General features: G+C 64.2%; 24 protein-coding genes. 15 read left to right on the forward strand and 9 right to left on the reverse strand.

Annotated elements, in window-relative coordinates:
• The first annotated feature begins 600 nt into the window (after nucleotides 1-600).
• Nucleotides 601-1,920, forward strand: coding sequence for an ATP-binding protein (locus J2X68_RS17550; RefSeq protein ID WP_310433481.1), 1,320 nt, complete (start codon nucleotides 601-603; stop codon nucleotides 1,918-1,920).
• 17 nt (nucleotides 1,921-1,937) lie between these two features.
• On the opposite strand, the gene J2X68_RS17555 is transcribed toward J2X68_RS17550, so the two are convergent.
• Nucleotides 1,938-3,911 carry a DNA cytosine methyltransferase gene (locus tag J2X68_RS17555; protein WP_310433482.1) on the reverse strand — a complete coding sequence of 658 codons (1,974 nt, stop codon included), beginning with the start codon at nucleotides 3,909-3,911 and terminating at the stop codon, nucleotides 1,938-1,940.
• A gap of 238 nt (nucleotides 3,912-4,149) precedes the next feature.
• Here J2X68_RS17555 and J2X68_RS17560 point away from each other — a divergent pair, with 238 nt between their 5' ends.
• Nucleotides 4,150-4,284: a hypothetical protein gene (locus J2X68_RS17560; RefSeq protein ID WP_310433483.1), complete on the forward strand. Its 135-nt coding sequence runs from the start codon at nucleotides 4,150-4,152 to the stop codon at nucleotides 4,282-4,284.
• A 65-nt stretch (nucleotides 4,285-4,349) separates the two neighbouring features.
• On the opposite strand, the gene J2X68_RS17565 is transcribed toward J2X68_RS17560, so the two are convergent.
• The 6 genes from J2X68_RS17565 to J2X68_RS17590 form a co-directional block, all read right to left on the reverse strand.
• Entirely contained in the window at nucleotides 4,350-6,350 is a 2,001-nt protein-coding gene (locus tag J2X68_RS17565; RefSeq protein ID WP_310433484.1) for an AIPR family protein, read from the reverse strand.
• Entirely contained in the window at nucleotides 6,343-7,347 is a 1,005-nt protein-coding gene (locus J2X68_RS17570; protein ID WP_310433485.1) for a PD-(D/E)XK motif protein, read from the reverse strand. The genes J2X68_RS17565 and J2X68_RS17570 overlap by 8 nt, the downstream gene beginning before the upstream one ends.
• On the reverse strand, nucleotides 7,344-10,130 hold the full coding sequence (locus tag J2X68_RS17575; protein ID WP_310433486.1) for a Z1 domain-containing protein: 2,787 nt from the start codon (nucleotides 10,128-10,130) through the stop codon (nucleotides 7,344-7,346). Before J2X68_RS17575 ends, J2X68_RS17570 begins: the two co-directional genes overlap by 4 nt.
• Nucleotides 10,131-10,197: 67 nt before the next feature.
• Entirely contained in the window at nucleotides 10,198-11,700 is a 1,503-nt protein-coding gene (locus J2X68_RS17580) for an ATP-binding protein (protein ID WP_310433487.1), read from the reverse strand.
• Nucleotides 11,701-12,249: 549 nt separating this feature from the next.
• Nucleotides 12,250-13,884 carry a restriction endonuclease gene (locus J2X68_RS17585; protein WP_310433488.1) on the reverse strand — a complete coding sequence of 545 codons (1,635 nt, stop codon included), beginning with the start codon at nucleotides 13,882-13,884 and terminating at the stop codon, nucleotides 12,250-12,252.
• 320 nt (nucleotides 13,885-14,204) lie between these two features.
• Complete coding sequence (locus tag J2X68_RS17590; protein WP_310433489.1) at nucleotides 14,205-14,654, reverse strand: hypothetical protein; 450 nt, start codon at nucleotides 14,652-14,654, stop codon at nucleotides 14,205-14,207.
• Nucleotides 14,655-15,222: 568 nt separating this feature from the next.
• Here J2X68_RS17590 and J2X68_RS17595 point away from each other — a divergent pair.
• Together J2X68_RS17595 and J2X68_RS17600 are read left to right on the forward strand one after the other, a co-directional pair.
• Nucleotides 15,223-16,419, forward strand: a complete 1,197-nt coding sequence (locus J2X68_RS17595) for an ATP-binding protein (RefSeq protein ID WP_310433490.1) — start codon at nucleotides 15,223-15,225, stop codon at nucleotides 16,417-16,419.
• Between the two features lie 41 nt (nucleotides 16,420-16,460).
• Nucleotides 16,461-17,348, forward strand: coding sequence for a hypothetical protein (locus J2X68_RS17600; RefSeq protein WP_310433491.1), 888 nt, complete (start codon nucleotides 16,461-16,463; stop codon nucleotides 17,346-17,348).
• A 389-nt stretch (nucleotides 17,349-17,737) separates the two neighbouring features.
• Here the strand turns inward: J2X68_RS17600 and J2X68_RS17605 are convergent, their stop codons facing one another.
• Nucleotides 17,738-18,835: a DUF1152 domain-containing protein gene (locus J2X68_RS17605; protein WP_310433492.1), complete on the reverse strand. Its 1,098-nt coding sequence runs from the start codon at nucleotides 18,833-18,835 to the stop codon at nucleotides 17,738-17,740.
• An 81-nt stretch (nucleotides 18,836-18,916) separates the two neighbouring features.
• Here J2X68_RS17605 and J2X68_RS17610 point away from each other — a divergent pair, with 81 nt between their 5' ends.
• From J2X68_RS17610 to J2X68_RS17620, 3 genes are all read left to right on the forward strand, one after another.
• On the forward strand, nucleotides 18,917-19,657 hold the full coding sequence (locus tag J2X68_RS17610; RefSeq protein ID WP_310433493.1) for a GntR family transcriptional regulator: 741 nt from the start codon (nucleotides 18,917-18,919) through the stop codon (nucleotides 19,655-19,657).
• Between the two features lie 277 nt (nucleotides 19,658-19,934).
• Nucleotides 19,935-20,372 (forward strand): ATP-binding protein, encoded by a 438-nt coding sequence (locus J2X68_RS17615; protein ID WP_310433494.1) that lies wholly within the window; start codon nucleotides 19,935-19,937, stop codon nucleotides 20,370-20,372.
• A gap of 89 nt (nucleotides 20,373-20,461) precedes the next feature.
• Nucleotides 20,462-21,190 (forward strand): GntR family transcriptional regulator, encoded by a 729-nt coding sequence (locus J2X68_RS17620; RefSeq protein ID WP_310433495.1) that lies wholly within the window; start codon nucleotides 20,462-20,464, stop codon nucleotides 21,188-21,190.
• A gap of 45 nt (nucleotides 21,191-21,235) precedes the next feature.
• Here J2X68_RS17620 and J2X68_RS17625 read toward each other — a convergent pair whose 3' ends face one another.
• The gene (locus J2X68_RS17625) at nucleotides 21,236-21,643 is read right to left on the reverse strand and encodes a hypothetical protein (protein WP_310433496.1); all 408 of its coding nucleotides are present in this window, start codon (nucleotides 21,641-21,643) and stop codon (nucleotides 21,236-21,238) included.
• 167 nt (nucleotides 21,644-21,810) lie between these two features.
• Here J2X68_RS17625 and J2X68_RS17630 point away from each other — a divergent pair, with 167 nt between their 5' ends.
• From J2X68_RS17630 to J2X68_RS17665, 8 genes are all read left to right on the forward strand, one after another.
• Nucleotides 21,811-22,167 carry a hypothetical protein gene (locus tag J2X68_RS17630; protein WP_057603435.1) on the forward strand — a complete coding sequence of 119 codons (357 nt, stop codon included), beginning with the start codon at nucleotides 21,811-21,813 and terminating at the stop codon, nucleotides 22,165-22,167.
• A 5-nt stretch (nucleotides 22,168-22,172) separates the two neighbouring features.
• Nucleotides 22,173-23,546 carry an FtsK/SpoIIIE domain-containing protein gene (locus tag J2X68_RS17635; protein ID WP_310433497.1) on the forward strand — a complete coding sequence of 458 codons (1,374 nt, stop codon included), beginning with the start codon at nucleotides 22,173-22,175 and terminating at the stop codon, nucleotides 23,544-23,546.
• Between the two features lie 86 nt (nucleotides 23,547-23,632).
• On the forward strand, nucleotides 23,633-23,893 hold the full coding sequence (locus J2X68_RS17640) for a hypothetical protein (protein ID WP_310433498.1): 261 nt from the start codon (nucleotides 23,633-23,635) through the stop codon (nucleotides 23,891-23,893).
• Complete coding sequence (locus J2X68_RS17645; RefSeq protein ID WP_310433499.1) at nucleotides 23,893-24,471, forward strand: DUF2637 domain-containing protein; 579 nt, start codon at nucleotides 23,893-23,895, stop codon at nucleotides 24,469-24,471. Before J2X68_RS17640 ends, J2X68_RS17645 begins: the two co-directional genes overlap by 1 nt.
• A 19-nt stretch (nucleotides 24,472-24,490) precedes the next feature.
• Nucleotides 24,491-24,691 carry a hypothetical protein gene (locus J2X68_RS17650; protein ID WP_310433500.1) on the forward strand — a complete coding sequence of 67 codons (201 nt, stop codon included), beginning with the start codon at nucleotides 24,491-24,493 and terminating at the stop codon, nucleotides 24,689-24,691.
• On the forward strand, nucleotides 24,691-24,882 hold the full coding sequence (locus tag J2X68_RS17655) for a mobile element transfer protein (RefSeq protein ID WP_069769931.1): 192 nt from the start codon (nucleotides 24,691-24,693) through the stop codon (nucleotides 24,880-24,882). Before J2X68_RS17650 ends, J2X68_RS17655 begins: the two co-directional genes overlap by 1 nt.
• Nucleotides 24,883-24,891: 9 nt before the next feature.
• Entirely contained in the window at nucleotides 24,892-25,086 is a 195-nt protein-coding gene (locus tag J2X68_RS17660; protein ID WP_037680541.1) for a hypothetical protein, read from the forward strand.
• Nucleotides 25,087-25,099: 13 nt separating this feature from the next.
• Entirely contained in the window at nucleotides 25,100-25,351 is a 252-nt protein-coding gene (locus tag J2X68_RS17665) for a SpdD protein (protein WP_310433501.1), read from the forward strand.
• The last annotated feature ends 31 nt before the right edge of the window (nucleotides 25,352-25,382 follow it).

The raw sequence follows: 25,382 nt of genomic DNA on the forward strand, positions 1-25,382 counted from the left end.
TGGAGCGGGGCGAAGGCATGAGAGATCCGACATAGAGCCGCTTCGGGTCGCACCCGCCTGCTGATACGCCAAGACCCCGTCCTCAGCGAAAGCATGCCTGCGGTGCGGCAGGATACGAACCCTGCACACACGGCTCCGGAGGCCGCTTGAGAGCTGCATAAAGCAGCAGGTCATAGCCCCAGGCGAGACTGATCGTGCGAGACCAGTCCACGGACAGTCCACGGCCGACTGAGTCGGTTCAGGAGTTCGCACCCGTGCGTCCTCAATGGACACAGACTCCCAGCTGCTCCAACGGCCAGCGGCTCCCGTTGACGGCGACGACTTTACTCAGCCCGTCGATGATGGATCGCGGCAAACGCTACTCCCAGATAAGTGGAATGCAGCTTTCTGTGCGATGTGAAGTGTCGAACGTGATGCGCCCCGATGGGGGCGGTCCGCGCTCTCCCATTCGGAGCTGCCGACCGGTCGTTTTCGCGCCGGCATCGGTCTCGCCCCGATCCCGCGACTACGGCGAGCCCTCGCAACCCGGGCCCACAGCGTGTCTGGTGGTGGGGTGTGGGATCCTGGACGCCCTCGTCGACGTCTCGGAGCACCTGATCTATGACTCCACCGAAGTTTGACAGCATCACCCCCTCCGCGGCTCGTCTCACCGAGTCGTTGCGGGACATCGGTTACGACTTCCCTGCCGCCGTTGCAGACCTTGTCGACAACAGCGTCTCTGCAGGCGCCGATCATGTAGACATCTTCATAGAGTTTGACGGCCCCGACTCGTACGTTCTTATTGCTGACGACGGCGCTGGCATGAGTGAAAGTCAGTTGACGGAAGCGCTCCGGTACGGGAGTCGACGCGGCTACGCGCAAGGGGAACTTGGGCGCTACGGGCTGGGGTTGAAAACGGCATCGCTGTCCCAGTGCCGTGCTGTCACCGTTGCTACTCGAACGTCGGTCAACGCGCCCCGTCTGTACATCCGCACCCTCGATCTCGACGTGGTCTCGGAATCGGACCAATGGGTGGTTTTGCGCCCCGGGCGTGAGGGCCTACCTCATCGTGCAGTTGCCTACCTCACTGAGGCAATCGGCACGGTAGTCGTCTGGGACAAGCTGGACCGGGTTCTGCCAGAAAGCCGACCCGAAGGCGGCTGGGCGCGCCGGAGACTGGATGCCATGGCCAAACGTACGGCTGCGCATCTCGGTATGGTCTTTCACCGTTTCCTTGAGGGGACTGGCAGCGGACGAAGGATCACCATCACGGTGAACGGCGAAAAGGTTGAGCCGTGGAACCCCTTCGCTCCGCACGAGCCTGCACGCGCGGACCTTCCCAGCCAACGGTTTGAAGTAACCATAGGGAAAGTCAGCGGAACTGTGCGAATGAGTCGCTACGTGTTGCCCGCCAAGGAAAATTTCAGCTCACCAGAGCAATTTGAGCGCTTGTCAGGTCCATTGAAGTGGAACCGCCAACAGGGGCTCTACATCTATCGAGCCGATCGCCTCGTGCAATGGGGTGGTTGGAACGGAATTCGCGGGATCGACGAACACACCAAGCTGGCTCGCGCTTCACTGGACTTTGACACCGATCTAGACGGCGCATTCAATATCAACGTTGCTAAGGTTCGGGTAACCGTCCCGATTCAGCTGCGCCAGATGCTGGAGCGGCCGATCAACGAGTTGTGCAGCCGAGCGGACGAGGCGTACCGAAAGACTGCTCGTGGCACAGGAGTCGGAACTACCGTTCCCTCTTTGCCTCGTCAGACGGCATGGAATGGTCCCGAATCACAAGAGGCGGCCGCAATGAAAGATGCCGGGCTTGCGCTTCGTGCCGCGTCGATGCAAGCGGGGGAGTACGAGGCCTTGCTGCGCATCGTGGCGGTCCTTGAGAGGGAAGCCCCTGCGGTGGCTCAGGTGCTGGGATTGAACACGTGAGCCACCAGCCGCCGCTGTCAGTAGAGAAGTTGCTGTTTCTGCTCTTCGGCTTTAGAGCCAGCGCATAGCTTCTGCAGCGGGCATTCGACGCACAGCGGGTCGGCAGGTCGGCAGAGGCTGGTGGCGAGCTCGAGCAGTCCCAAATGCGCGTTGCGCGCGTTTGCGCCGTAACCGATCAGGCGTGCCACAGCGAGACGTCCATCGGTCAGGCGGTTGCGCCGGTGGACGTCCTCGCCGGACATCCGTGCAGCGACACGAAGAACCCCTTGGCGTGCAAGCACTGGTTCTTCCGACTCGGAATCATCGGCTCCACCCGCCTCATCGTCGTGAGCGCTGACCGGTACGGTCAGAATGGCCAGGTCGGCCACGGCCTGACTGATGCCGGCAACTTTGGGCAGCAACTCATCATCGGAAAGCATGTGAGGAGCGCCGACGAGCTCGGTAGCTACAGCGAGAAGCTGCTCGCCACGCCGCTCCCGACCGATCCATCGGGAAATCTCGAGCAGTTCTTTCTCTGCGGTGAGTGTGTCGGTGGGCGTGGTCCAGCGCGCTAGCAATGGCCAAAGCGGGCGGGATTGTTGAGATGGCATTCTATCCAACAGGATTTCTGCAGAGATGACCTGCCAGCGAGACGACGCCGTGAGCCACGGAAGATTGCGATGCGACAGGCTTGTGAACCAGTTCGCCAAGGTCTCGGCGATGTGCTGCGTGGTGGGCCCGGCAGGTTGCGGTTCGTCCAAGGCAGCCATGACTGCACCGCCGAGATGCTCACCTAGGAACGGAGGCACCGCGTTACCGACTTGCCGGAATGCGGCCGAGGGGGGACCGGCAAAGCGGAATCCATCCGGGAACGTCTGCAAGCGGGCCGCTTCGCGCACGGTCAGTGTTCGGTTCTGCCTGGGATGGATGTACCAGTATCCGTCCTTAGCGATATGAGCTGTGATAGTTCGCGACAGGCCGTCTTCGTCAAGACGCTTGTATTTGTCGCGAAAAATGTCGTCCCGATAACGCTTCAATTCATCGGGGAGGTCCGAGTACCGGGTGCTGGTAGACATGGACTCGAATGCGATTTCATCATCTTCTCGAACCGGTCGCGTGATGTGGTCGAAAACCTTGCCCGCGTCAGTGCTCGGCACCTGCTTGCGCATCTTCTTTTGAAAGCGGGTGAGGGGTTGTGTGTACTCTTTCCATCCATGCGCGCCGCCCTCTGGGCGCCACCCACCCTCGACCTCAGGCAGATCCCCGATGGCGTTCCATACCGTAACCTTGTCCGGAGTCTCATCGGGCCATTCGAAATGATGCCCGTCACGCAGCGCTACGAGTATCAACCGCTGTCGGAACTGTGGCACGCCATAGCGCCAGGTATCAACGACGCGCTCCTCCACGGCGTATCCCAGGGACTCCAATTCGTGGACCATCGTCCGCAGAATGAACATTTCACGGTCGAGCGCCATGTCTGGCACGTTCTCCATGACGACTGCAGGCGGCAGGGCGAGACGGACAACCTCCAAGAATGAGCGCCAGAGGTCCCGGCGCTCGTCATATGGGTCACGCTGTCCTTCCCGGACGCGGTGCCGGATCTTGTAGCGTCCCGCCTTGGAGAACGGCTGGCATGGTGGCCCGCCGGAGAGCAGGGTGATACCGGCCTGCTTGACTAGCTCGGCCACGTGCTTGACACGGTCCGCATCGCCTAGATCCCAGTCCAAGGTCAGCCCGCCGAAGTGGTGCCGGTGCGTCTCCAGGGCCTCACGGTCATGGTCGGCGGACAGGACGACACGGAACCCGGCAGACTCCAGGCCGTAACTCAGACCGCCGGCTCCGCAGAACAGGTCGGCTGCCAGCAGCTTCCCTTCCGTACGCAGCTGCTCCGCGTAGTGCAAGAAGGCGGTGTCATCCCCGCACTCCTCCGGGTGCGGTTCCAGACGAAGGAAGGGGCCCCGTACCAGTTTCACTTTGTATGGGCTGCGCGAGGATTCCGCGATCTCCGTCATGACGCCTCCTGAGAAAACACCAACACAGGTTACCTTTGCTACTTCCGACGCGACGGCGGGATCGCGTTGTGCCGCACTGCTGACGCCATCCTCGGACCTGCTAAAGAAGGGGTGCTGGGTCCCGCCGCACGGGGCCAGCGCTGGAGGGCTGCTGCGCACCTCCGGGATATGCCCTGGTCGTGGAGGCCTGATCTTGCCTTCGCCGGGCTAGCTTCGTAGCGATCATCACCGCAAGCTGTTGCTCGGACTGCAAGTCAACCAGCCCGGCCGCGCGCAGTGCCCGCTGCGCGAGCACTGCGTCGGCAAACCTTTGGAAGCCGATCTGCACAGCCAAGCCTCCAGCGAGGAGGACGACGGCCAGGTCACGCCCTGATCAGGGCTGCGAGGGCCTGTTCCCAAAGCGCTCCCCGTCTCGGGAGCAGGCCCTCAGGCGCCGTCCTACGGCGCGAACGCGCTGAAGCCCTCTTCGATCGCGTTGTCGTAGACCTCCAGCGCCTTCCTGACCTGGGCCGCCGTGATGGTGGCGTTGGTCGCCAGCTTGGCGGCGATCGTAGTGGCGATCTGCTGCTCGGCCAGCTCCAGGGCGCGTGTCTCCCGCGCCCAGTCGGCCAGCATCTCCCACTCGCTCAGCTCGATCTGCTTGAGCCGGGAAAGCTGCTCTTCCTCTTCCTCTTGGGTGTCCACCGCGAACTCGACAGGCCTCGCCAGCAGCTCCTCGGCCAATTCCTCTGGAACACTCCAAGGGATTTGGGATACCTCTTCCCAGCACTTGCTGCTCTTCGCCCACTCGGTGACGTGCTTGCCCTCCTGGATGACCATCTCCATGATCAGCGGACACAGGTCGTGGGCGGCTTGGACGATCGCGTCGCTAACCTGCTGCTCCCGCCAGATGCGGTCGAGGTCGATACGCCGGCCAGTCTCCTCGCAGAGGCGGGCCGTCGTGTAGGCCGTGATCAGAGCCTTGTGGCTTCCCGCATCGTGCGCCTTGGCCACCTTGTCGACCTCCTTGAAGAGGATGCCCATGGCGACCGTTCGGCGGCAGTAGTCCGCATCGATTATTGGGGGCTGCTCCTTGACGTTGGCCTGGAAGGCGGCGAAGCTCTTCTGCGCTCCGCGGCTTACAAGGTGCGGCAACCCGTTCCAGGCGTTGACGAACTTCGCAAGGTCAGATTTGGCGAATCGCTGGGCGGCCGGGTTCTCGGCCTTGAACTTGCGCCGCGCGACGATGGAGGTGTGCTTCGCTTCTTCCACCGCGTACGAGCCACGGGCCCGCTCGTAGAACCAGCGTGTCTGCGGTCCGCCGGGGGTGGTTGGAGGCGCCCACAGGGTGCGACTGACCCGTTCGAATTCGACATGAAACTTGTCGTTGGCCGAGAGATCGACCAGCGTGACTTTGTTCTGAGTGTTCGAGTACCGCGAGATGCTTGGGACGATTGCCATCAGATCGTCCGAGCCCATCAGCGTCAGCTTCATCTGGACGCTGACACCGTCCAGATCCTTCTTGTCCCGTTTGAAGACGTGGTGGAGGGTGGCGGTGGTCTGCCCGCCGTTCACGATCTGGAGGCCAGTGAGACTGCGGATGCCGACACGCCTGCCTTCAGCGTCCTCGACAAATTCCGCGGCGGTCGCCGTTGCCGTGATGCCGTTGTTGTAGGTCAAGAACCGCCCCGGCTCGTTGAGTAGGGTGAGGCGGATTCCCCGGTTGACCGTGCTACGGGCCTGCAGGAACGCGCGCACGTTAAGCTCGAGAAGTCGCGTGCGGTGCTCCTCGTACAGTTCGGCGAGGTGGCGTCCGGGAACGACGGCGAGGGTGACGGAGAGATTGGGCTCGATGCTCTGCACCGACAGGCAGTTGATCGGAGGGTTGAACTCCACAACAATCGGCTCGCTGGCGGCACCGGACGTCTGGTGACGGTAGAGCCGGGCGAGGTCCCAGAGGTGATGCTCGACGGGGAGGCCTTTGAAGTCGGTGGGCTCCGGCTGCGTGCGGGCTGCCGACTCGCAGTTGCTGAAAAGGAAGAGGCGCACCTTGGAGGCGTTGGCAAGTAGCTTCTCGACGCCCTCGCACAGTTGGTGCACCTCGGTGGGCTGATCGAAGTTGCCCCGGATGCTGCCGGCTTTCTGCAGGAAGGCGAGCAGCCTGCGGTAGTGCTTTGTCACGTCGGCCTTGGTCAGTCTGTCGACCATGGGCTCGAGGCTGAAATCCGTGGTGTAGAGGTCGAGGACCGAGCGGTCGTCGCTGTATCCGAAGCCGTACACCATGACGCCGTGCCCGCTGTGGTAGGCGACGGTCATGTTGGAGACGAAGCCGGACTCCTCCAACTGCTCCAGAACCCAGCGGGTGAACGTCCTCGGGATGGAGCCGTCCTCCGCTTCTGCCAAGGTCTGTATGTCGCCCGTGAGGGTTCGGGCGTAGTCGGCAAGGGGCAGCTCAGCCATCAGTTCCTCTGATTACTTCGGTGACCTCATCGGTCGTGGTGCGGTGCTTCTCAAGCGCGATGACGCTGATGTCGTAGGCGCAGTTGCCGATCCCGTCGGGCAGGTCGGTCTCCACGATGCGCGGGAATCCCTTGCCGACGGTCCACAAGTCGGCGCGACGAAGTGTGTAGCGCGGTTCATCGTAAAGGCCCCGCTGGTGCGGCAAGTAGCCGGTCTGGATCAGACGGTTCTCGAACAGGGCGGATGCCGAGGTACCGCTGGCGGCCGTGCGGATATCGTCCACCACTGAGTTGAGACTCTCGCCCAGACCGCCCCGGCGCTCGTCGAGGACCAGGTGTACGAGCACCAGGCGGCTGACGCCACGATCGTCGAGTTGCCGTTCATTGGCGATCCGGACGGTGTTCGGGTTCTTCTTGGTGGTCGTTTTGACCTCGATGGCGACGGGCGCGAGCTGAAAGTCCTGGTTGCTGCCTTCTGGCCCGGTCCACGCCTCCACCGCCACATGCGTCGGCAGGACGGCGAGCAGGTGGGTGCGAAGCCAGCGCAGCTCCCCGAAGAGCCCCAGCCGGGCCTCTCTGCCCAGACCCTGCGTTCCGACACTGCGCATGAGTTGCTGCCAGTGTGTGAACCGTCGGACCGCCCGCTCGAGAACGGTCTCCGACGACGCGTCCTTCGAGGTACGCGCGATGTCTTCTGCGAGAGGGGTAAAAACCTCCCGCAGCTCACCGGCGGTCAGCGAGATCTGGAGCTCGAACTCCCGATTGCTCACTGAACTGCACGACAGGCTCAGGCCGTGAGTCTCCCGCAGGTCGACGAGGAGGGGGCGCGCACGGTCGACCGCCCGTGAACCGCCTCTCACCAGCAGCATGCGTTGCCGCCCCGGTTGGGACACGCCCACATGGATGTCGTGCCCGCTCTCGGGGAACAACCGCCGGGTGGAGCGCCCCCGGTTCGGCTGTGGTGCCTCCAGCTCCTGCCACAGTGCTTCGTTGATCACGCGTCTTCGGCCCCGTCCTCGTCGCTGAGGTCGTCCGAGTCGTCCTTCCACCAGGGAGCATTCACGACGTACTCGGTCGCGGTGTGGGCCTTGGAGAAGGGGAAGCTGGCGGCGAATCCGATCAGTGGTACATCGGGGCTCGTCTTTGGCGGCTCCATCATGTAGATGAGCAGGTGAGCCTGGTCGGGGCGGCGCTGCCAGCGAAGCGGCTCACCCGTGGGCAGGGTGGGTGCGAGCGGTCCGCCGTTGCGGTTCTTGCGCCCTTCAGCGGCTTTCTTCGTCGCCTCCCAAGCAGCCTTGTATTGCTCTGGGTCGAGGTCGAGGGACTCGTCTTTGGGGTTCAGGATGCGCTTGATGGTGTGTTTCGTGGGGTCCGGGCGCGCGGTTTTGGAGGCCGCTCGTGTAACCGCGCCCAAGGTGTATTCCGCGAGGGCGACGGACATTTCCGCTCCCCGGCGGGAGACGATCCGGACGGTCCACCGGCCGAGCTCCCCGGCTTTGGCGCACTGCTGGATGTAGGCAGAGATGGCGTCCGGACGGATCCGGTTCGCCTCCGGCGCGGACTTGTAGGGGTCGAAAAAGCCGGACGCCACCAACTCTGCAGGGACGTCCGACCACACGAGGCTGCCAGTCTTCGGGTCGACCTGCGGTGCAGTGTGCGCCAAGAGCATGCGGACGAATGTCTGCAGGCTGTCGAAGTTGTGCTTCGGCTTCCCGTTGGTGAGAGGAAAGATGGTCGTTTCGGCGAGTTCGCCGGAAAAGCTGAGCCGCACCCGCGTGCCCTGACGCATCTTGTTGGCGGCTGTGATGCTCAGACCCAAAGAGGACGTGCGCACCTTGAGACCGAACTCACGAGGGGTGAAGCCGATCGCCGCCATCTCCTCGATATCTCGGCGGAGTTCGTCGGTCGCGGCTGTGATCTCCTCGTAGGCCGCCACCAACTGCGTGGTCGTATGCAGCCGGCACAGGTCCTCGTAGCCGGGCCGGTAGCCGAACCAGCGGCCCATCTGCAGCAGGGTGTCGTAGGTCTTGGCGAAGCGCAGGTAGTAGCTCACCGAAAGACCCTCAAGGGTGAGGCCACGCGACAGCTTCTGCCCGCCGACAGCGATGACGTACATGCCTGTGTGACGGTTCGAGTAGTAGTCGAGTACGTCCTTGGCCACCCCGTTGATGGCCTTGACCTCGAGCTTCTGGATCGCGGGGAGGATTTCGGCGGCGGTTTGCTCCCAGGACAGCCGTTCGGCCTCGTCCGCGGTGAAGAAAGCGGTGGTCGGCTCGAAGTCCTCCTCCCATATAAGCCGCAGTTCGTTCATGTGCGCACGAGACGCGTCTCCATAGCGGTCCCTTAGACCGTTCCGGAGAAGCCTCACGTAGTCGTCGATCTGGTCTCGGACCTGCCCTTGCACCTTGGTGAAACGGGTGACGTGCACCAGCATCGAGTTGTGGACATCTACCTGCCCCCGCGCGCGGCGGGCGGCGCAGGTCAGTACGAAGGAGTGGATGGCACGCCGCAACGAATCCGGCAGCTCGGCGGTCACCGTGAAGCCGGACTTGTGCTTTTCTGGAACCCAGTTCTCGGTGTCGTCGACATGGCGTACCAGCGGCAGTGGGTCGATGTCCTCTTCTTCCGCATAGGCACGCAGACCGAACAGTCGCTCCGGACCGAGATAGTTGGACGGCGCCCGCAATGTACGGATGAAGCTCTCGGGAAACAGGTCGCCGCCGAGGCTGTCGTGGTCAGCATCCGGGTCTATGTAGATGTTCGCGTAGGGGGTCGCGGTGTAGCCCACGTAGGACGACTTGTCGAAACTGGTCAGCAACTTGCGGATAGCGGCGTTAATGCTGGTGGGGTCAGTACCGTCACGCGCCGTGTTCACGGACGCGTTGTCGGCCTCGTCGTCGATGACGAAGAGGGGGATGTCCTGCACTATCTTGCGACCCGTCTTGGGGTCCTCGACGCCGTGGACCTCCGTGACCCAGGTGCGCAGGTAGTCGATGATCTTCGGGTGCTTCTTGACTACGAGAACAACCGGGAAGTTGCCGATCGGTAGGTTCGCCTTGGAGGCGGTCTTCCGGTCGAAGTCGCCCTTCTCGGTGCTGTTGGTCAGCGACGCGACGTGAAGACGGGGCTCACCGGCCATGGCGCCGACGCCGATGTAGCGGTCGGCGCCCTCCTGGTCGGACCGGAGCTGGTACTGAGTATCGAAGCCCAGCAAGCCTTCGTCGACGCGGAGTTGTGTCTGGGCGCGTAGGTCGTTGAGGACGCCGGCGAAGACTACGATCAGCCGGTATCCGGCGTCGGCAGCCTTTGCCGCCAGACCGATGAACTGGCCGGTCTTCCCGGACTGGACTTGGCCGATCACCAGCCCCATTCGACGCCAAGAGCCGGGTCGGTGCGGATCCTCCAACTCCCCGAGAACCTCGTCCGTCGTCCGGTCGATGCTGTTCACTACTTGGAGCGGCATACCTCGCGAATGCTTCAGAAAGCGCTCATACCGGGTCCAGAAGGCCCACGAACGGTCGTTCTTGGCATCGGGCAGCCATCGGACGTGGTTCTCACTGTCACTCAGCCCTGCTGAACTTTCCTGGAAGATGGTGGTGCGGGACTCGACCAGCTTGCGCAGATCGGCTGCCTCCACCCTTACGCCGTTGAGGCCGGCGACCATCTTGGCCGTCTCAACAGCCTTGGTCACCTCGTCTGAAGTAGCCTGCCGGTCTTCCGGCAGAAACTGAATGGCTACCTTCAGCGCAAAGGACAGGTCCTTACTGACTGCCGGATCCACAAATTCCTCCCCCTGGAGATATGTGACTTGCTGGACGGGAACAGGAGGGTACGCCCCACCCGTGCGGTCACTTGTTCCAGAATCCATTCAGCTGGTCGAAAGGTTGCGTTGTGCGGATGACCCGTCGTGCCTCATCCGGGGAGCGGCCTTGGGCGACAAGTACATCGAACATGCGCTGAGCCACGTTGATCGCCTCATCAGTGGCCCTTCCCGGACCACCGAAGGGTTCGGGATCATCTGCCGTGTCGACCTCGTGCAGCACTCGCAGCGCCGGCACGGGTACTGTCTCCTCCAGCAACCGCAGCAGCGCCCGGATGTTCGCCGGATCGCCGCCCCCCTCCTGTAGTACCGCCTCCACCAAGGGGTGCTTTCGGTTGATCCGGCAGTGGACCATGTTCTCGTCCCGCCGTACGTTCCACGCGAATGACAGGTTCTCGGCGCGCTGCCGTGCCGCTATTTGACCCCGGTTGCGGACGGTCTCGGCTGCGGCGGACCGAACCGTGCGCGCTATGCGCTGGAGATGCTGGCGCAGTACGACCGGCGGCACCACTGTCGCCTTCCGGACATCAACCTGCCATTGGGCGTCAGTCTCCGCCGGAATGTCGACGGCGATGCGGGCCAGGTTGTACTTCTCCTCGCGCCGGAGCCCACGTATGCCCAGCCAACTCCCGGCGAGAAGCAGTCGGTTCCGGCGGTACACGTAGAAACCCTGCTGCCGAAGCCACCCCCTGGGTCCCCCGGCACGTTCCGCCTCGGCAGAGGTCAGTCGCTGAAGTCCCGGGAGTATGTACGGCTCGACCCTGACCTTGTGCCCTTCGAGTGGCAGGTTCTCCACCGGGTGATGCAGCACCGACGGGTGGTTGGACAGAAATGGGTCCCACGGCTCGACGGCCAAGCCCGTGACACGCAACGTCAACGCGGCCGATCCAGAGAGGAACCGGGCGAAGACGAGACCGAGGTGGCCGCGGACCTTCTCAGCCTCGTCGTAGAACTGCCGTTGAGTCTTGCGATCGGCGGCGGTGATCTCCCCGTACCCGGCGAGCCGCTGCCACAGAACTATTGTGCCGACGGACCGTCCTGCGGTGAGTTGCTCCAAGGCCTTCTCGGCCTCGGCCGGCGGCTGTCGGAGCAGGCGCCACTCACCTGTCTGTTCAACCACGTCCAGGTCCCACGTCCGCGAGTGCCAAGGGCCGTCGACCTCCGCGGTGCAGACCGTCAGCAGCCGGCACTGGGAGAAGGAAGCTGACTTCAACCCCACTCCGTACCGGCCCAGGTCCCGGGAAGTGCGGTCGGTTGCTGACCAGCGGGCCGCGACGGTCATCGCGGTGACCAAGGCATCCTCCGACATGCCATGACCATCGTCGACCACGGCTATCCACGAGAAGCGCCCGTCCCAGGTGAACTCCACATCGATCGTCCCCGCTCTGGCCGAGACGCTGTTGTCCACCAAGTCTGCGACGGCATCAGGGAGTGAGTAGCCCAGCGAACTCAGGGAGGCCACCATCCCAGCAGGCTCGGGAGGTGCGAGGTCATACGCCATGCGGTACTTGGCCCTGCCCTTCCAGTCCAAGACGGTTGGATGATGAAGATATCCCCTCGTCGCCGATTGTGGAGCTTCTGTGCGCAAGGCGATCTTGAGGCGAGAGGACGACCACGGCGCACCTCGTGTACGTCACTTTTGGCCCGACGGTCCAGGGGGACCACTCTTGCCCTGATCAGCTGACGGCGGCCACCCTCCGTGCGACGCCTGCAACTCAGCCGATGACCGTCCGCCACGACGACGGGCGCGCCGACCGCCCACGCTCGCGTGTACATGTCGCACCTTCACCGGCCTCAGCCACGCCGCGATGCTGTCGACCAAGGCAAGTCGCGCCGGTAGAAGGGGTCTGCTGCCCGTCCAGGTGGGCGAAGCTTGACGACTGAGTGTCAGGCGCAGCCGGTCTACTTCTTCTTGCCCTGGGTCTTGCCGGGGATCTTGGTGAGCAGGGTATTTGCTGGTCAGGGGCGGTGGGGTCGTGCACCTGGTGGTCGTCGTCGGTCGACATTGAGCACTGTTGAGCGGCCTCGGACGGCCCAGGGACGGCCCAGCTCCTCGGTCTGAGTGGGCGGGCCGCCGGCCTCAGCGTGAGGGGCGCCTCTTCGGGGGGACCGGGCCCGGGATCACATCCTTGCCAAGGTGTTCCTTGATCAGGTATTTGAGTTCCGGCCCTTCGATGAGCTGGAGCCGGCCATGTTGGCGGGCAAAGTCGTGGCTGGCCCTGCCGAACCACGATGTGGTGATCAGGACCCCCTTGGCAGCACGCTTGTGCTCGACCACTCCGGCGAGCGCCTGGACGGACTCAACGCCCACGAGCTTGCTGTAGCGCTTGGCCTGAATGATGCACTCACCGTTGAAGACGGGGTCCTTGCTGACGGCCACCGCGTCAACACCCTCGTCTTTGGAGGCCTGGGTGTTCCAGGCCTCCATGCCGATCGCCTCGAACAGTTGGCGAATCAGGTGCTCGAACTCGGTGGGCGTCAGCTTCACCAGCACGGGCCTGCTGTCCAGGCCAGCGACTACATCCATGCTGTCCATGAGCCGGTACTTCGACAGGTCGAACTCGACGATGGGGCGAATCGGTTCGAGATCGTAGGGGTTGGGAGACACCAGGGCGTTGAGTCCCCTGAGGCACTGCGCTGGATCAACCTGACTGAGACGGAGCTTCCCGAACTGCTCCCTGCTGGCGCTGAGCGTCACCAGACAGGGTGAGACCTCCTGACCGGTAGCCCGGTCGATGGTTCTCACATGGCCGTTCAGGATCACGCCATTGACGATCCGGTCTGGATCGCTCGTCAGGACCTCGTGCACTGTCCTCAGAGCGACTTGCGCCAGGACGGAGGCGTAGATCTCCTTGCGCTCCTTCTCCGGACGAGGCAGCACGGTCGTCTCGTCTCGGTTCTTCACGTACCGGTAACCCCGCGCGGTAGGAACGATCGCCTCAGGCGGCAAGTGGATCTCAACGAGTACGTCACCGGTGGCAGGTCGAAAGGCAATCCGATGCTTGCGGGGGAAGCCCAATGGATACTCCGACGCATCCAGAACAGCCCCTAGATGAGCCTCGACCGCCGCTGGATCCCCGGCCCCGTACGCCTCGCGCTCCTCGTCCAACTTCCCGTTGAAAGCCGCCACCTCGTCAAGGGCCTGCGCTTCAGCCTGGCGGTGCTCGGCACGCTTCCGCTCCAGCGTTGCCAGCCGCTTCTCCTCGGCTCGCCTGTGGCGCTCTTGCGCCTCACCGAACCGCACACGCGCCTCGGCAACCTCAGCTTCATAGCGCTTCCTGCCAAGACCCAGGACAGCAGCCAGACCGCCAGGCTCCGGTGGTGCGAACTCCTCCCAGCGTGGGGAAGGCTCCGGACGAGACCAGGGGCGCTCGTCTAACGTCTTCGGCGTGTGAGTCCTCCGCCGGCGCTCAAAGGTCGTAGGCGGATCGCCCACCAACGCGTCACGGAGCAACTGCCCGAGCTGCTCGACCTCGTGATCGACCCCGATCGTGCGCACCTGCGCCTGCTCCGCCTGCTGCTCCTGATACGCGGCCTTCCGCTCGCGTTCCTGCCGCTTGCTGGCCGTCTCAGCGGCCCTGCGTTCCCGCTCCGATTGTCGTGCCCTTTGCTCCTGGGCACGTCGTAACGCCTGCTGCTGCCGCTGATAGTCGTTGCCTCGGCCGCTGCCCCGTTGCGCCACCTGTTTGCCCCTCCCCTGGCCTTCTTCCGCCACAGGGCTGCATTCCCCTTCCACATCGCAGAATCACGCAACGCGTAGACGCCACCCCAGCCCAACCGCACGGTGCACCGTTGACGCAAGCCGCTTGGACCTCAACCGACGACAGTCAGCCACGACGGTGGGTGCGCCGACCGACCTGGCTCGCGTGTGCCTCGCTGCACCCCAACCGACCTCAGCCACGCTGCCCTGTCGTCGATCAGAGCAAGCTGTGCCGGCCGACCCGGGGGGACACTGCCTGAGCCCTCAGCTTGGGAAGCTGCTGTCATTTGGGGCCGGTAGGGCTGCTGAACTGGGCTTTCACCTGGCACCGGGTCTCATCGACCTCGGCCGCTTTCACCGTGGTTTCCCGCTCGCTCTGGTGCACTTGTGGTGCGCGGGGTCTCCGCCGCTGGGTCAGACTGCATCATCAGGTCGATCAGCTCAGCGTCGGTGGCCTCCGGCCGTAGGCGAACGTCGCAGGTGTAGCCCTCGTCGCAGAACACCACGTCAAGGTGCGTCGGAGCGAGCCTGCGGAACACGACCGCAAGCCACGCAGCGTCCTCCTGCCACACATCCAGGTACAGACAAGTACCGTCCTCGTGCAGGTGTGCCTCGCCTGGACCGTTCTCTGCCTCGACGGACCAACTGAGGCTCTGCGCCGAGCTCCGGTGCGTCGAGTCGATCTCGACGGTTGCCCATCGAGCCCGTATCGCCGTTGTCAGCGCCTCAGCGTCGACCCCCCACCCGCCCGACTCGCCGTCGATCAGTACGAAGAAGTGCGCCATGGCGGCTGTCTATCACTCGGGCGTCGGCTGCCCCTCAACCTTCTCCGAGCGCCGGTCCAGGCGCACGCTTTCCAGCTGTGGTGGCGGGGTTGTGGCCCGCGGTCGGGGGCGTTCATCTGCGTTCATGGTCGGCTGGTCACCGGAGCGGCTACGGGCTTCGGTCCCGTCTGAACGTCCGCGAACGGCGCTGAATGAGACGGAAACTGAGAGGGACGCGGGGGACGGGCTCGCCGACATCGTCGCAGTAGAGGGGGAGTCATGGCACTGGTTCGTGAGGGATCACGTTAGCTCTGCCCTGTATGAGCGTGGGAACCCGACGACTCTGGGCTCCGCGTTCCCCGTCGACTAGTTAGCCAGCTTAACGCCGTCGCACGCAGAGGCGATGGGAGTGATCACTGTCAACAGCGGAGGCAGAGCGTGGGCAAGTCTCGGATTGGGTAGCTAGAGGCGCATCTGGGCGCTGTTCCAGGGTTGACCAAGGGCGGTGCGGTGCCGTAGGCCAAGGCACGCCCTACTCAGTTTGATGGAAAACCACGATCAGATGTAGTGACGGCTCTATGATTCTGCAGTGAAGGCCTACTTAGAAGGTGGGAGACTCGGCGTGCCAAGTATTGTAAGTTTCGAGATTGCTGGCCTTGCTGGACGACCAGGCGTTATTCGTCATTCCCTCGAACCTGACGTAAATGTCTTTTGGGGGCTGAATGGTAGCGGCAAGACATCGATGCTTAAGATCTTGCATAGCGCACTTCAGGAGGAAGCCTCTCTTCTTGTGCGAGTCCCTTTTGACTGGGCTGTAGTAAAGATTCAAACGGGAAGCAGGGAAGTCGAACGAACGATCAGGAATCCTAAGGCGAAAAACGTCGCGATCGAGCCGCCAGAGACACTGTTTGATGATTATGAATTGCTAGATCGGCAAGTCGGTGAACGACTGATAGACCAAGCCGGAAAGATGCGTTGGATTACTAAGCCGTCAGACTCTTCTGGACGTGTTTTTCGGCACAGTTATCTATCCATCTTGCGACTGAGCGACAGCCCCAGAATGCGGATGGGTGGCAGCACCGGGGACATCTTGGATGAGGTGGCCTACGATCGAATGTTCGCACGACAAATTCAGGCAATTTGGCAAGATTACAACACCCGTGAACTCATGCAGATCCGTCGTGCTCAACAGAATGGCCTGGCGGCAATCGCAGGATCAGTCATCACGAGGTCAATTTCGCCACGCAAGAAGCGGGCCAGTCTGGCGAATATCGATGTCGAGGCCGCCTATACGGCAGTTAAGAGCTTTTTTGAGGATCAAAATCTCCACCTCAGGGTTGGGGACTATGAAAGCTTTTCGGAAAATTTCCTATCGAATGACTTGATGCGTGAGGTTGTCGCCGAAATTGTAGAAGTCCAAAAAGAGGTAGAAAACGCCCAAGAGCCAAAGCAAACAGTGGAGCGTCTGATCCATGATCTATTTCAAGGGCGTATGCGAGTAGACTTTGAAGGGAGGTTTCTTAAAATCAGGCAAGGTAATGACGAGGTTCCCTTGGAAGCCCTTTCGAGCGGCCAAAAGCAGGTGGTGCGGCTTTTGGTTGAATGCCTGGCGGCTGGGCCTAATTCTGTGATCGTGGATGAGCCAGAGATCTCGATGCATGTTGATTGGCAGCATCGCTTGGTCAATGCGATGCGGACGATCAACCCTAGGGCGCAGCTCGTCCTCGCTACGCATTCCCCGGAGATCATGGCAGAACTCCCGGACAGGATGATCCACGAACTATGAGTCGTAGGCTTTCGTACAATAGATCGGCTTTTGCCCGCCGCGTGCAGATCTCGCAAGATTCCTTGTTTGTTATCGTAGAGGGAAAAGATTTGGACGCGCGATTCTATGATCGCGTCTGCGATAGTAGTGCAACAATTGAGTCCGCCGGTTACCAGGTATGGCTGGCTGAGCAAATCAAAGATGATACCACGGGAGCCGCTGCGGGCGGCAAGAAAGCTGTGCTGGCGCATTTTGACTACTTTAAAGCGGCTGGCAAGCTAACCGTTGCTTCTTCGAGCCGGAAGCACTCAATCGCCTTCATGGTCGACAGAGACAATGACGATTTCTCCGGAGGGAGGAGAAGGTCCCCCCATGTTATTTACACGGACATGTTCGATGTTGAAGCTGAAATTTTTGTCCGCGGGAATGACAAGGAAGCTTTGGCGGGGGTATTCTCCCTGGATTCATCCTCGGCGAGCCAACTTGCGACTGATTTGAACGGTTGGGTTGGAGATCTGGCGAACGGGTGGAGGGACTGGATAACCCTTTGTACTATAGCCAAAGCAACGGGGGCTGGCTGTGACGTCGGATTCGGCCGGGAGTCTTGGGTCAATAATCCAAAGTACGGGGCTGCCGAGCCAGCCAAACTGGCAGCCGCCGGAACGAAAATAGCCGCATCTACGCGGCTCAGTCCAGCAGACTACAATGCAGTCTCGGCCCGTGTCAGAGGGCGCATAAGTACTTGCTTCTCCAAGGGGTATGGTCATCGTCTGGTGAAGGGGAAATGGCTTGCTCCCTATCTCGCGTATCGAGTGAAATCCCACTTCGGTTTAGCGCCAGTGACCTATAAAGGCGTCGAAGATTATGTTGCGCGGGCTTATCTTGCAACATGCGACTTTAAAGAAAAATGGGCGAGTTACTATAGAGATCGCTTGGAAGTGCTGATCTAGCGCTCCCTGGTCATGGCTAGGGAAGATACTCAAGTCGCAGCAGCTCCTCAAGGTCGACGGAGCGGCTTTGGGGTGGCGCTGCTTTGGCGCGAGTGATCATGGCCCCGTAAGCTTCCGGCGCGTCGGGCAGTCTGTGGACCTGCCCGGTAAAGCACGACGTTGGGGCCATGATCTTCGAGGCTCGCGCCAAAGTGGCTCCGTAAAGCCGTGGAGCCGACCGCCCCAGCCACGACGCACCCCTTCTCTGGCATCAGGTGCCTGATTGCTCGGAGCGCGGCACGGGCGCCGGCCGGGCTGGAGCGGGGCGAAGACATGAGCGCAGGCCCGGCCGGGGGCCGGGCCGCGCGCGGGGAGCGGAGCGAGCCGCCTTGAACCCGTGAAGAAGGTTGTTACTCAGTCTCGGCTGGGATGGTCCAGAGGGGTGGGCAATAGCGCTCCGGTCGGGCGCTGATGAGGAGCTGGCGCAGGTCGTCTCGCTGGGTGCCGTTGAGGTTCAGGACCTCTGTGAGGTGGCGGAAGGTCGTGTGGGTGACTCCGCGGCGTCGGGCCTCGTCCTCGAACGCTTCGAGCTCGGAGAGCACGGCGTCCGGATCGAGCTTCACGGCTGGCTGGTCCTTGAGCCAGGCGGCCTTGTTGCGTTCGTAGTCGATCTCCGAATAGCCGCAGACCTCTCGGCTGTGGGCCTCGGCCTCGTCCAAGCTGGTGGTCGACAGGACCGCGCGGGCCAGCTCGTTGCGGTGCAGAGCGTCGTCCATGTCGACTTCGTGCAATATGGGGCTGTCATCTGTGAGTGGAACGAGCAGCCCGGCGTCGCGTACCTCGCACACGCCCCTTGCCCCTCGCGCTGCCGCAGCGAGCATTCCCGTGGCCTCGGACGGATGCCACTCTAGAACGTCGCTCACCGGCTCCGTGTCCTTCGGACTGAACGTGTGGACCAAGTGGCCGAGCACGCTGCGTACGTCGTCGGCCGGGAGTTCGCCGTCCAGGCCGGGGCCGGCCACCAGGAGCCGCACGGGAGCTTTCACCTGACAGCAGGCGGCCAGGGTCAGAGCGTCCCCAAGAGGGCTCTTGAGGGTCGGTTCGTCGCCTCGCGCGAGGATGTCTCCCCCCACGTCCAGGAGATCGACTGAGGTCGGCGCCAAGAGGGCTATTAGCTCTTCGAGTTGGCGCGCTACGCCTTCGGCGCCATGGTGCGGGTCGATCAGGGCGAAGGCGTGGGGGAGCTCAGCGGCGAGCCGGGGGAGGGTGGATCCTGCCGGGGCGATCGGGCTGGCCGCGGCCGGCACTGACCACACGGTTTTGGTGAGCTGCTGTAGGCCGGTGAAGTCGGAAGGGGCGCGTGGGCCCGGCACCGGGTCGACCAACAGGCGGTCCCACGCGTACGTGAGGATCACCGCCTGGCCATCGTCGCCGTACAAGGCGGCGTCAAGCATTGCGGCGGCGACTGCGTCGCCCCCTCCTCCTGCTGCGACGATCAACCGCGTCATGTGCTCAACATTACGGGTTCGGGGTCTGGCCACCGACCCTATAGTGGCTAGAGGCCATAGCCACTTGGATGAGGAGGGGACATGCCTCAGATCGAAGAGGCGCAGCCGAAGTATCTCCAGATCGGTCACTACATCCGCGATCAGATCCTTCGGGGCGACCTGAGGCCAGGGGACGAGGTCCCCTCGGAACGGCAGCTTGCGGCCAACTGGAAGGTGTCCAGGCCGACGGCGGCGCGGTCCCTGGAAGCGCTGAGCCACCAGGGGCTCGTCGAGAAGCGGCAGGGGTCGGGCACGTATGTGCGCAGTCTCGAAGTGAACCGACGTGCACGGGAGTTGTATGGGCGGGCGCGGCAGACCGGGAAGATCTACACGCCTGGTGAGTACGCGGTCATCACGTCGGCCGGGTGGCTGGATGCTCCTGACTACGTCGCTGAGGCGCTGGGGCTGGTGAAGGATCGTCGGGCAGTGCACCGCCGCCGCGTCACCAACAACCAGGACGGCCCCATCACGCTCTCCACGTCGTGGTTCGCGCCTGACGTCGGACAGCGGGCGCCCAAGCTCCTCGATTCGGAGCGGATCCAAGAGGGCACGCTGATGTACGTCGAGAACACGACCGGACGGCAGGGGAGTTACGCCGAGGACCGCATGTGCGCTCGGCAGGCGACTGGTGAGGAGTCGGCGGACCTGCAACTCGACCCCAACTCACCGGTCCTGGTCGTGCACCACGTCGTCTTCGATCTGCAGGACCGGCCGTTGGAGTTCGCCGAAGCCACCTACCCGCCGCAGCGCTGGGCGTTCGAGCAGGGCTACCCCCTCACCTGATGAATCGCGCCATTTCCTCGAACGGCTTGCATCCCCCAAGTGGCTAATGCCACTATCCATTCAGTGGCTAAGGCCACTTGGAGAAGGGGGTGCGGTCGTGACGAGTCAGGGGTCGGTGCAGGGCGGGCACTTAGCTTGCCGGGCATGCCGTGGTCGGGGTTGGAAACGGGTCAGCTCGCGCTCCGCCCTGGCGCTCTCCGTCGTCACCGACCGCGCCCGTGCCGCATCGAAACGGCGCTGCCTCGACTGCGACGGTAGCGGCAAGGAGTGAGCACGGATGGCCTACATGATCGACCGCTATCCCTCTGAGGACTCACCGCGACTCGGGGCGATGACCTTGTACCCCGTAGCGGAGTCCGCGGCCCTGTCCCGGCGCTGGTTCCGCAAGTTCATCGCCCCGTACAACCCGGCCTGCTCGGTCGACGACTGCGTGCTGATGATCTCGGAACTCGTCACCAACGCCATCCGCTACGGCCAGTCGGACGAGGTCTGGCGAGTGCGAGTGGAGTGGTTCCGGGAAGGTGCCTCTCTCAAGGTCGAGGTGCACAACGCCGGCTTCCCGGCGAGGGTCCGGCTACGGCGACCGGACGCGGCCGACGCGCACGGCCGCGGGCTGCTCCTCGTCGATTCGATCGCCGACTCCTGGCACTGTGGGCCCAGTCGATTCGGCGGAACGGTCGTCTCCTTCGTGATGGCCGATGCCTGGCCTTCCTGAGGCGGGAGCGGGCACCCGGTACTGCGCCATCGGATTACTCGCTAGTCTGGTTGACCAGTTGACTTGGCCAATCCCGACGGGCGGCGTTCATGGCGTATGAAGTGGAGGCACCCAAGTACGTACGCCTCGCCCAGACACTCCAGGGCCGCATCGAGGACGGCACGTACCCTCCGGGCTCGAAGGTGCCCAGTGAGAATCAGCTGGTGCAGGCCTTCGGCATGTCCCGGCCGACCGTCGTGCGTGCCCTTGAGCTACTGAAGCGGGACGGATGGCTGGAGTCCCGGCAGGGATACGGAACGATCGTGCGCGGTCGGCCGGCAGGTGCCGAGCAGAGGGACCGCCGCGGGCGGGAAGTACTGGAGCGCGATGAATCGCAAAGTTCAGGACGCCTGATCGCTGTGGAGCAGGTCCCGGTTCCCGCGCGCGTTGCTTCGGTGCTCGGTCTGCCCAGGCGAGCCAAGGTCCTCATGCGCCGTTTCCTGGTCGTGGAGGACGGTGAACCCGTCGAGCTGGTCTCGTCCTACTTCCCCGCCGGCCTGGTCGAGGGCACCGCCTTGCAGAGTGCCGATCTCCTGACCAGCGGTACCCGTGCGCACCTTGAGACGCGGAAGAAGGTTCGCTTCGATCACGTGACGGAACGGGTGTCGGCCAGGCTGCCCGAGCGTGTTGAGGCCGATCTCCTGGAGCTCCCGGATGGTGTGCCCGTCCTCAGCGTCCTGGTCGTCGCGTGCGACGCCTCAGGTCAGGCGCTGCAAGTCTCTGACGTGCTGCTCCCGGCTGACCGGCAGGAGCTCGAAGACACGTACCGACTCGGCTGAACCTGGGGACGCTGCCCACCGCGGCTTGGCTGGGACGGCTGAGGCTCACGCCCGTCGTGTGGCGAGCCGGTACACCACGTAGGTAAATCCGAGGATGACGTCGACTGCCGCCCACAGTCCAATGATGAGTCCCACGCCGATGGTGGTTCCGACGTCGTCGGCGTCCTCGCACAACTTCAGGTTGTCGCCGGTGAGCCCGCGGCAGTCTTCAGGTGTGCCGCTACCGCTCGCAGCGCCTGTAATCACCCAGATCAGAAACAGGATCTGGATGGCCAGGAAAATCCAGAGGAAGACGCGGTGTCGCTTCTTCGGTCGGGGTGGCCCGTCCTGGTGCGGACTGCCCGCCGGGTGGCCTTGTGGTGGTGCTGCCCAGCCATCCGGTGGCCGTGGGGGTGTCTGCGGCTCGCGTGGATCCCACGACTGCGGCTCCTGAGCACCGTGTTCTCTGCCCATGTCCGCCCTCCTCCGTGTGGCTGGCTTCATGGTGCGCTTGCGTTACCGCGTCCGCTCGTTGACGACCACCAAGCCACTTGACAAGTCAACTTGGCAACCCTAACTTCAAACTTGCTAAGTCAACCTGTCAGGTGACGGGTTGATCCATCTCAGAAGGAGAACTCTCTGTGCGTGTGATCCGCGTTGACGCCTCGACCGCCACGATCCTGCTCACCGAAGCGCCGGCGCCGAAGGTGCGCGACCGGCAGACCGGTGAGATTGCCAAGGACGCCGTGAGCGGTGAGGCGCTGATGACCGTCGGCGTTGTCTTCATCGATGAGGGGGACTCGTCGCTCATCCAGGTCACCGTTCCCGAAAGCGGTGTGACGGAGGGGCTGACCGTTGGCGCCCCTGTGTCCCTGCCGGGGCTCATCGCCCGGCCGTGGGAAAGCGTGTTCAACGGCCAGCAGCGGCACGGCATCGCCTACCGCGCTACCGCGATCGCGCCGGGTGCCTTCCCGGTCCCGGTCGCTCAGGCGGGCTGATCGTCGTGACGGACCTGATCACGTTGGCCGAGCTGGGCGCACCCCTCGCGGCGATAGGCGGCGCGGCCTACGCCCGGCACGCCAACCCGGCGGCGTACTGGTCCACGGTCGGGCTGCCGGTGTCGGTGGCTCGGCTGCTGGCCTCGTACTCCTCGACCATGGACGCTTGCGGTCTGACCGTCGAGCCCTCGCGGTTGCGGGTGTTGGCCATCAAGGCAACCACTCGGCGAGAGATCCGTCCGGTCCCGCCTCGGCGGGGCATCATCCGGCCCACTGCGACTGGCCTACGAGTCCGGCTCCGCCTCGCTCCCGGCCAGGAACCGGCCGACGTCGCCGCCTCGGCGGAACGGCTCCGCCACGCCTGGGGCGTGCACGGCGTGTACGTGAAGGACGTCAAGCCTGGTGTCGTCGAACTGCGTCTCATCGGCTTCGACGTCCTGCGCAAGGTGCGGATGCCTCGGCGGACTGAGGGCGGGTTCCTCAAGGTGCCGGTGGCCTTGAGGGAGGACGCTACGGCGTTCTTACGGGACTACCGCGCCGTCCCGCATGGACTCGTCCTTGGCGCAACGCTGTCGGGCAAGTCCATGTACCTGCGGAACCTCATTGCCGGGCTCGCCCGACAACCCGTCGCCCTGGCCGGCATCGACTGCAAGCGGGGCGTCGAGCTGGCCCCGTTCGCCGCTCGCTTCGCCGCGCTGGCCACGGACCCGGATGAGGCTGCTGAGTTGGTGCCCGTCCTGGTCAAGGAAATGGAGGACCGATACGACCTCATCAAGGCCCGGCAGGGCATTGCTCCCGGTACCCGCGACGAGGAGATCACCTCGGACATCTGGGGCCTGCCCGAGAGCGAACGGCCCACCCCCATCGTGCTGTTCGTCGACGAGGTGGCCGAACTCTTCCTCGTGGCATCCCGCAAGGACGAGGAGCGCCGGGACGAGATGGTCACCCACCTCATCCGCCTCGCCCAGCTGGGCCGGGCGGCCGGCATCTACCTGGAAGTCTGCGGGCAACGCTTCGGTGCCGAACTCGGCAAGGGCGCCACCATGCTCCGGGCCCAACTCACCGGCCGCGTCTGCCACCGCGTCAACGACGAAGCCTCCGCCAAGATGGCCTTGGGTGACATCGCCCCCGAAGCGGTCGACGCCTCCTGCGCCATCGCCGCCGAGCTGCCGGGCCTGGCCGTGGCCGGTGACACCTCCGGCGGCTGGTCCCGCATCCGCACCCCCAACCTGTCCCTTGCCGCTGCTGCGGCCACCTGCCGCGAGACGGCCCACCTCGCCCCGGACATTCCGGCGCTCACGTTCTTTCGGCCGTACGTCCCGCCCGCGCCTGCGAAGGCGTCAGGCCCGGTGACCGCTCCCAGTCCGGCCGCCGAGTAACCCACCTTCGCCCCGACCACCGGTCGGCGTGGCCGTCCCACGCCAAGTCCCTACCCCCGCCATGCCCGAATCGGAGAGGAACGCTCGTGACTGCGTCCATGGCCTTCTACGCGGACGGCAACACCATCGTCCGCCTCAGTGAGTACGGCACGATCCGTACCCCGATCCTCACCCTCGACGGCGAGGGCCATTCCCTGACCGTCTCGGCCTTCGCCCGGGTGCCGATCGCCGAACACCTGACGTTCGCCCGTGAGCTGTCCGCCGCCTGTGCCGACTACGTGAGGGCCCTGGAGACCTACGCCTCTGCTCTGCCCGACGACGAGACGAGCCAGGGCGAGAAACCGTGATGCGGATGCCCGTCCGCATGGATGCCGTACTCGTCCAAGCACTGATCGCTGCCGCGCTGTCCTTCGCTCACCTTCATGACCTGGCTGCTGCTGCCGGACAGGACGGCTGGAAGGCGTGGGCTTATCCGGTCTCCGTCGACCTGCTGTTGGTGGCGGCCTGGCGGCGGCTGCGTTCCGGTGGATCGAAGGCGGCTGGGTGGTGTTGGTTCCTCGTTGCGCTGATCGCGTCACTCGGGGCCAACGTCGCCACGGCCGGTCTGCTGGACCTGGACGCCGTACCCGCCTGGCTGCGCATCCTCGTCGCCGGATGGCCGGCTGTCGCCTTCCTCGGCGGCACGCTTCTCGCTCACGGCCCGACCGAAGCGCCGGCGCCGGCGGCCGAGCTGCCGAGTACCGCGCCGGTCGAACCGGCTCCACCGTCTACGACTCCCGTCCCGCCCGCCCTCGTCGCCCTCGCCCGCAAGGTCGCCGACGACCACCGGACCCGGACGGGAACGGACATCGACACCCCCACCCTTCGCGCCCGCCTCGGCGTCCCGCTCCCGCTCGCGGAAGCCATAGCCGCACAACTCACCTGACCTCGGAGGACTTTCCACCTTGCGCCCGTCCACGCTCCGCGCGCTCAACCGCGCCGCCGAGCTGACACGTCAGAACCACCTCACCGAAGCAATGCTCATCGCCGAACCCGTGATCCTCACCGCCGACGAGTACGAGGGCGCAGAGATCCGGCGCTGGCTGCTCGATCACGTCGCCGACTTCACCGGCGAGCACCACGACGAACCGAAGGAGCTGCCCTGATGCCCGCCAACCGCCGCTTCCGCCGAGTCGTCCGCATCGGACCCGTCCAGGTGGGCACCGCCTACGACGGCCGCGGCCGCGAGAAGCACACCGCCGTCTGCACCGCCCCGCGCTGCGGCTTCTCCAACGACTTCGACACCCGCGCCGCCGCCGAGCTCGCCGCCCGCACCCACCGCTGCCGCGTCCGCTGAGGAGACCCCGTGACCGTCTCGCTCCCGCTCGTCTTCGTCCTGGGCGTCATCGCCTGGGCCGCGATCAAGTTCCTCGGAGTGCGTATGTGGGTCGCCGTCGTGATCGCCCTCTTCGGCTTCTGGCTCTCCCACACCTTCCTCGCCCCCGCCATCGAGTCCGGCACCCGCTCCGGGGTCGGCGTCGTCAACGGCGACAACCGCTGAAAGGAGCTGCGCCATGTTCCGCCCCAAGCTGCCCGACGTGCCCACTCCGCCGCCGACCCTCATTCCGCAGCAGTACCACCAGCACAACCCGGCTCCGACCGCCGCCAGCCGCTCGCTCAGCCCCTATGCGGGCCCGGTCGCAGCGGTCCTCGTCGGCGGTGTCGTCCTCACCGCGCTCCTGGCGGCGGTCGCCATCACGGCCATCTCCGTGGCTATCTCTGCCGTGGTCCTGCGCTCGCTCCTGAACAACGCCAACAGGCGCTGACCGGCCGCCGGGGCGGCAAACGCCGCCAAGC

This window comes from Streptomyces sp. 3330 (assembly GCF_031456635.1).
Lineage (GTDB): Bacteria > Actinomycetota > Actinomycetes > Streptomycetales > Streptomycetaceae > Streptomyces.

Coding starts and splice junctions, on each gene's coding strand:
- J2X68_RS17550 (WP_310433481.1), top strand. CDS start 601: ATGACTCCACCGAAGTTTGACAGCATCACCCCCTCCGCGGCTCGTCTC.
- J2X68_RS17555 (WP_310433482.1), bottom strand. CDS start 3,911: ATGACGGAGATCGCGGAATCCTCGCGCAGCCCATACAAAGTGAAACTG.
- J2X68_RS17565 (WP_310433484.1), bottom strand. CDS start 6,350: ATGGCTGAGCTGCCCCTTGCCGACTACGCCCGAACCCTCACGGGCGAC.
- J2X68_RS17590 (WP_310433489.1), bottom strand. CDS start 14,654: ATGGCGCACTTCTTCGTACTGATCGACGGCGAGTCGGGCGGGTGGGGG.
- J2X68_RS17605 (WP_310433492.1), bottom strand. CDS start 18,835: ATGACGCGGTTGATCGTCGCAGCAGGAGGAGGGGGCGACGCAGTCGCC.
- J2X68_RS17610 (WP_310433493.1), top strand. CDS start 18,917: ATGCCTCAGATCGAAGAGGCGCAGCCGAAGTATCTCCAGATCGGTCAC.
- J2X68_RS17615 (WP_310433494.1), top strand. CDS start 19,935: ATGGCCTACATGATCGACCGCTATCCCTCTGAGGACTCACCGCGACTC.
- J2X68_RS17620 (WP_310433495.1), top strand. CDS start 20,462: ATGGCGTATGAAGTGGAGGCACCCAAGTACGTACGCCTCGCCCAGACA.
- J2X68_RS17625 (WP_310433496.1), bottom strand. CDS start 21,643: ATGGGCAGAGAACACGGTGCTCAGGAGCCGCAGTCGTGGGATCCACGC.
- J2X68_RS17645 (WP_310433499.1), top strand. CDS start 23,893: ATGCGGATGCCCGTCCGCATGGATGCCGTACTCGTCCAAGCACTGATC.
- J2X68_RS17655 (WP_069769931.1), top strand. CDS start 24,691: ATGCCCGCCAACCGCCGCTTCCGCCGAGTCGTCCGCATCGGACCCGTC.
- J2X68_RS17665 (WP_310433501.1), top strand. CDS start 25,100: ATGTTCCGCCCCAAGCTGCCCGACGTGCCCACTCCGCCGCCGACCCTC.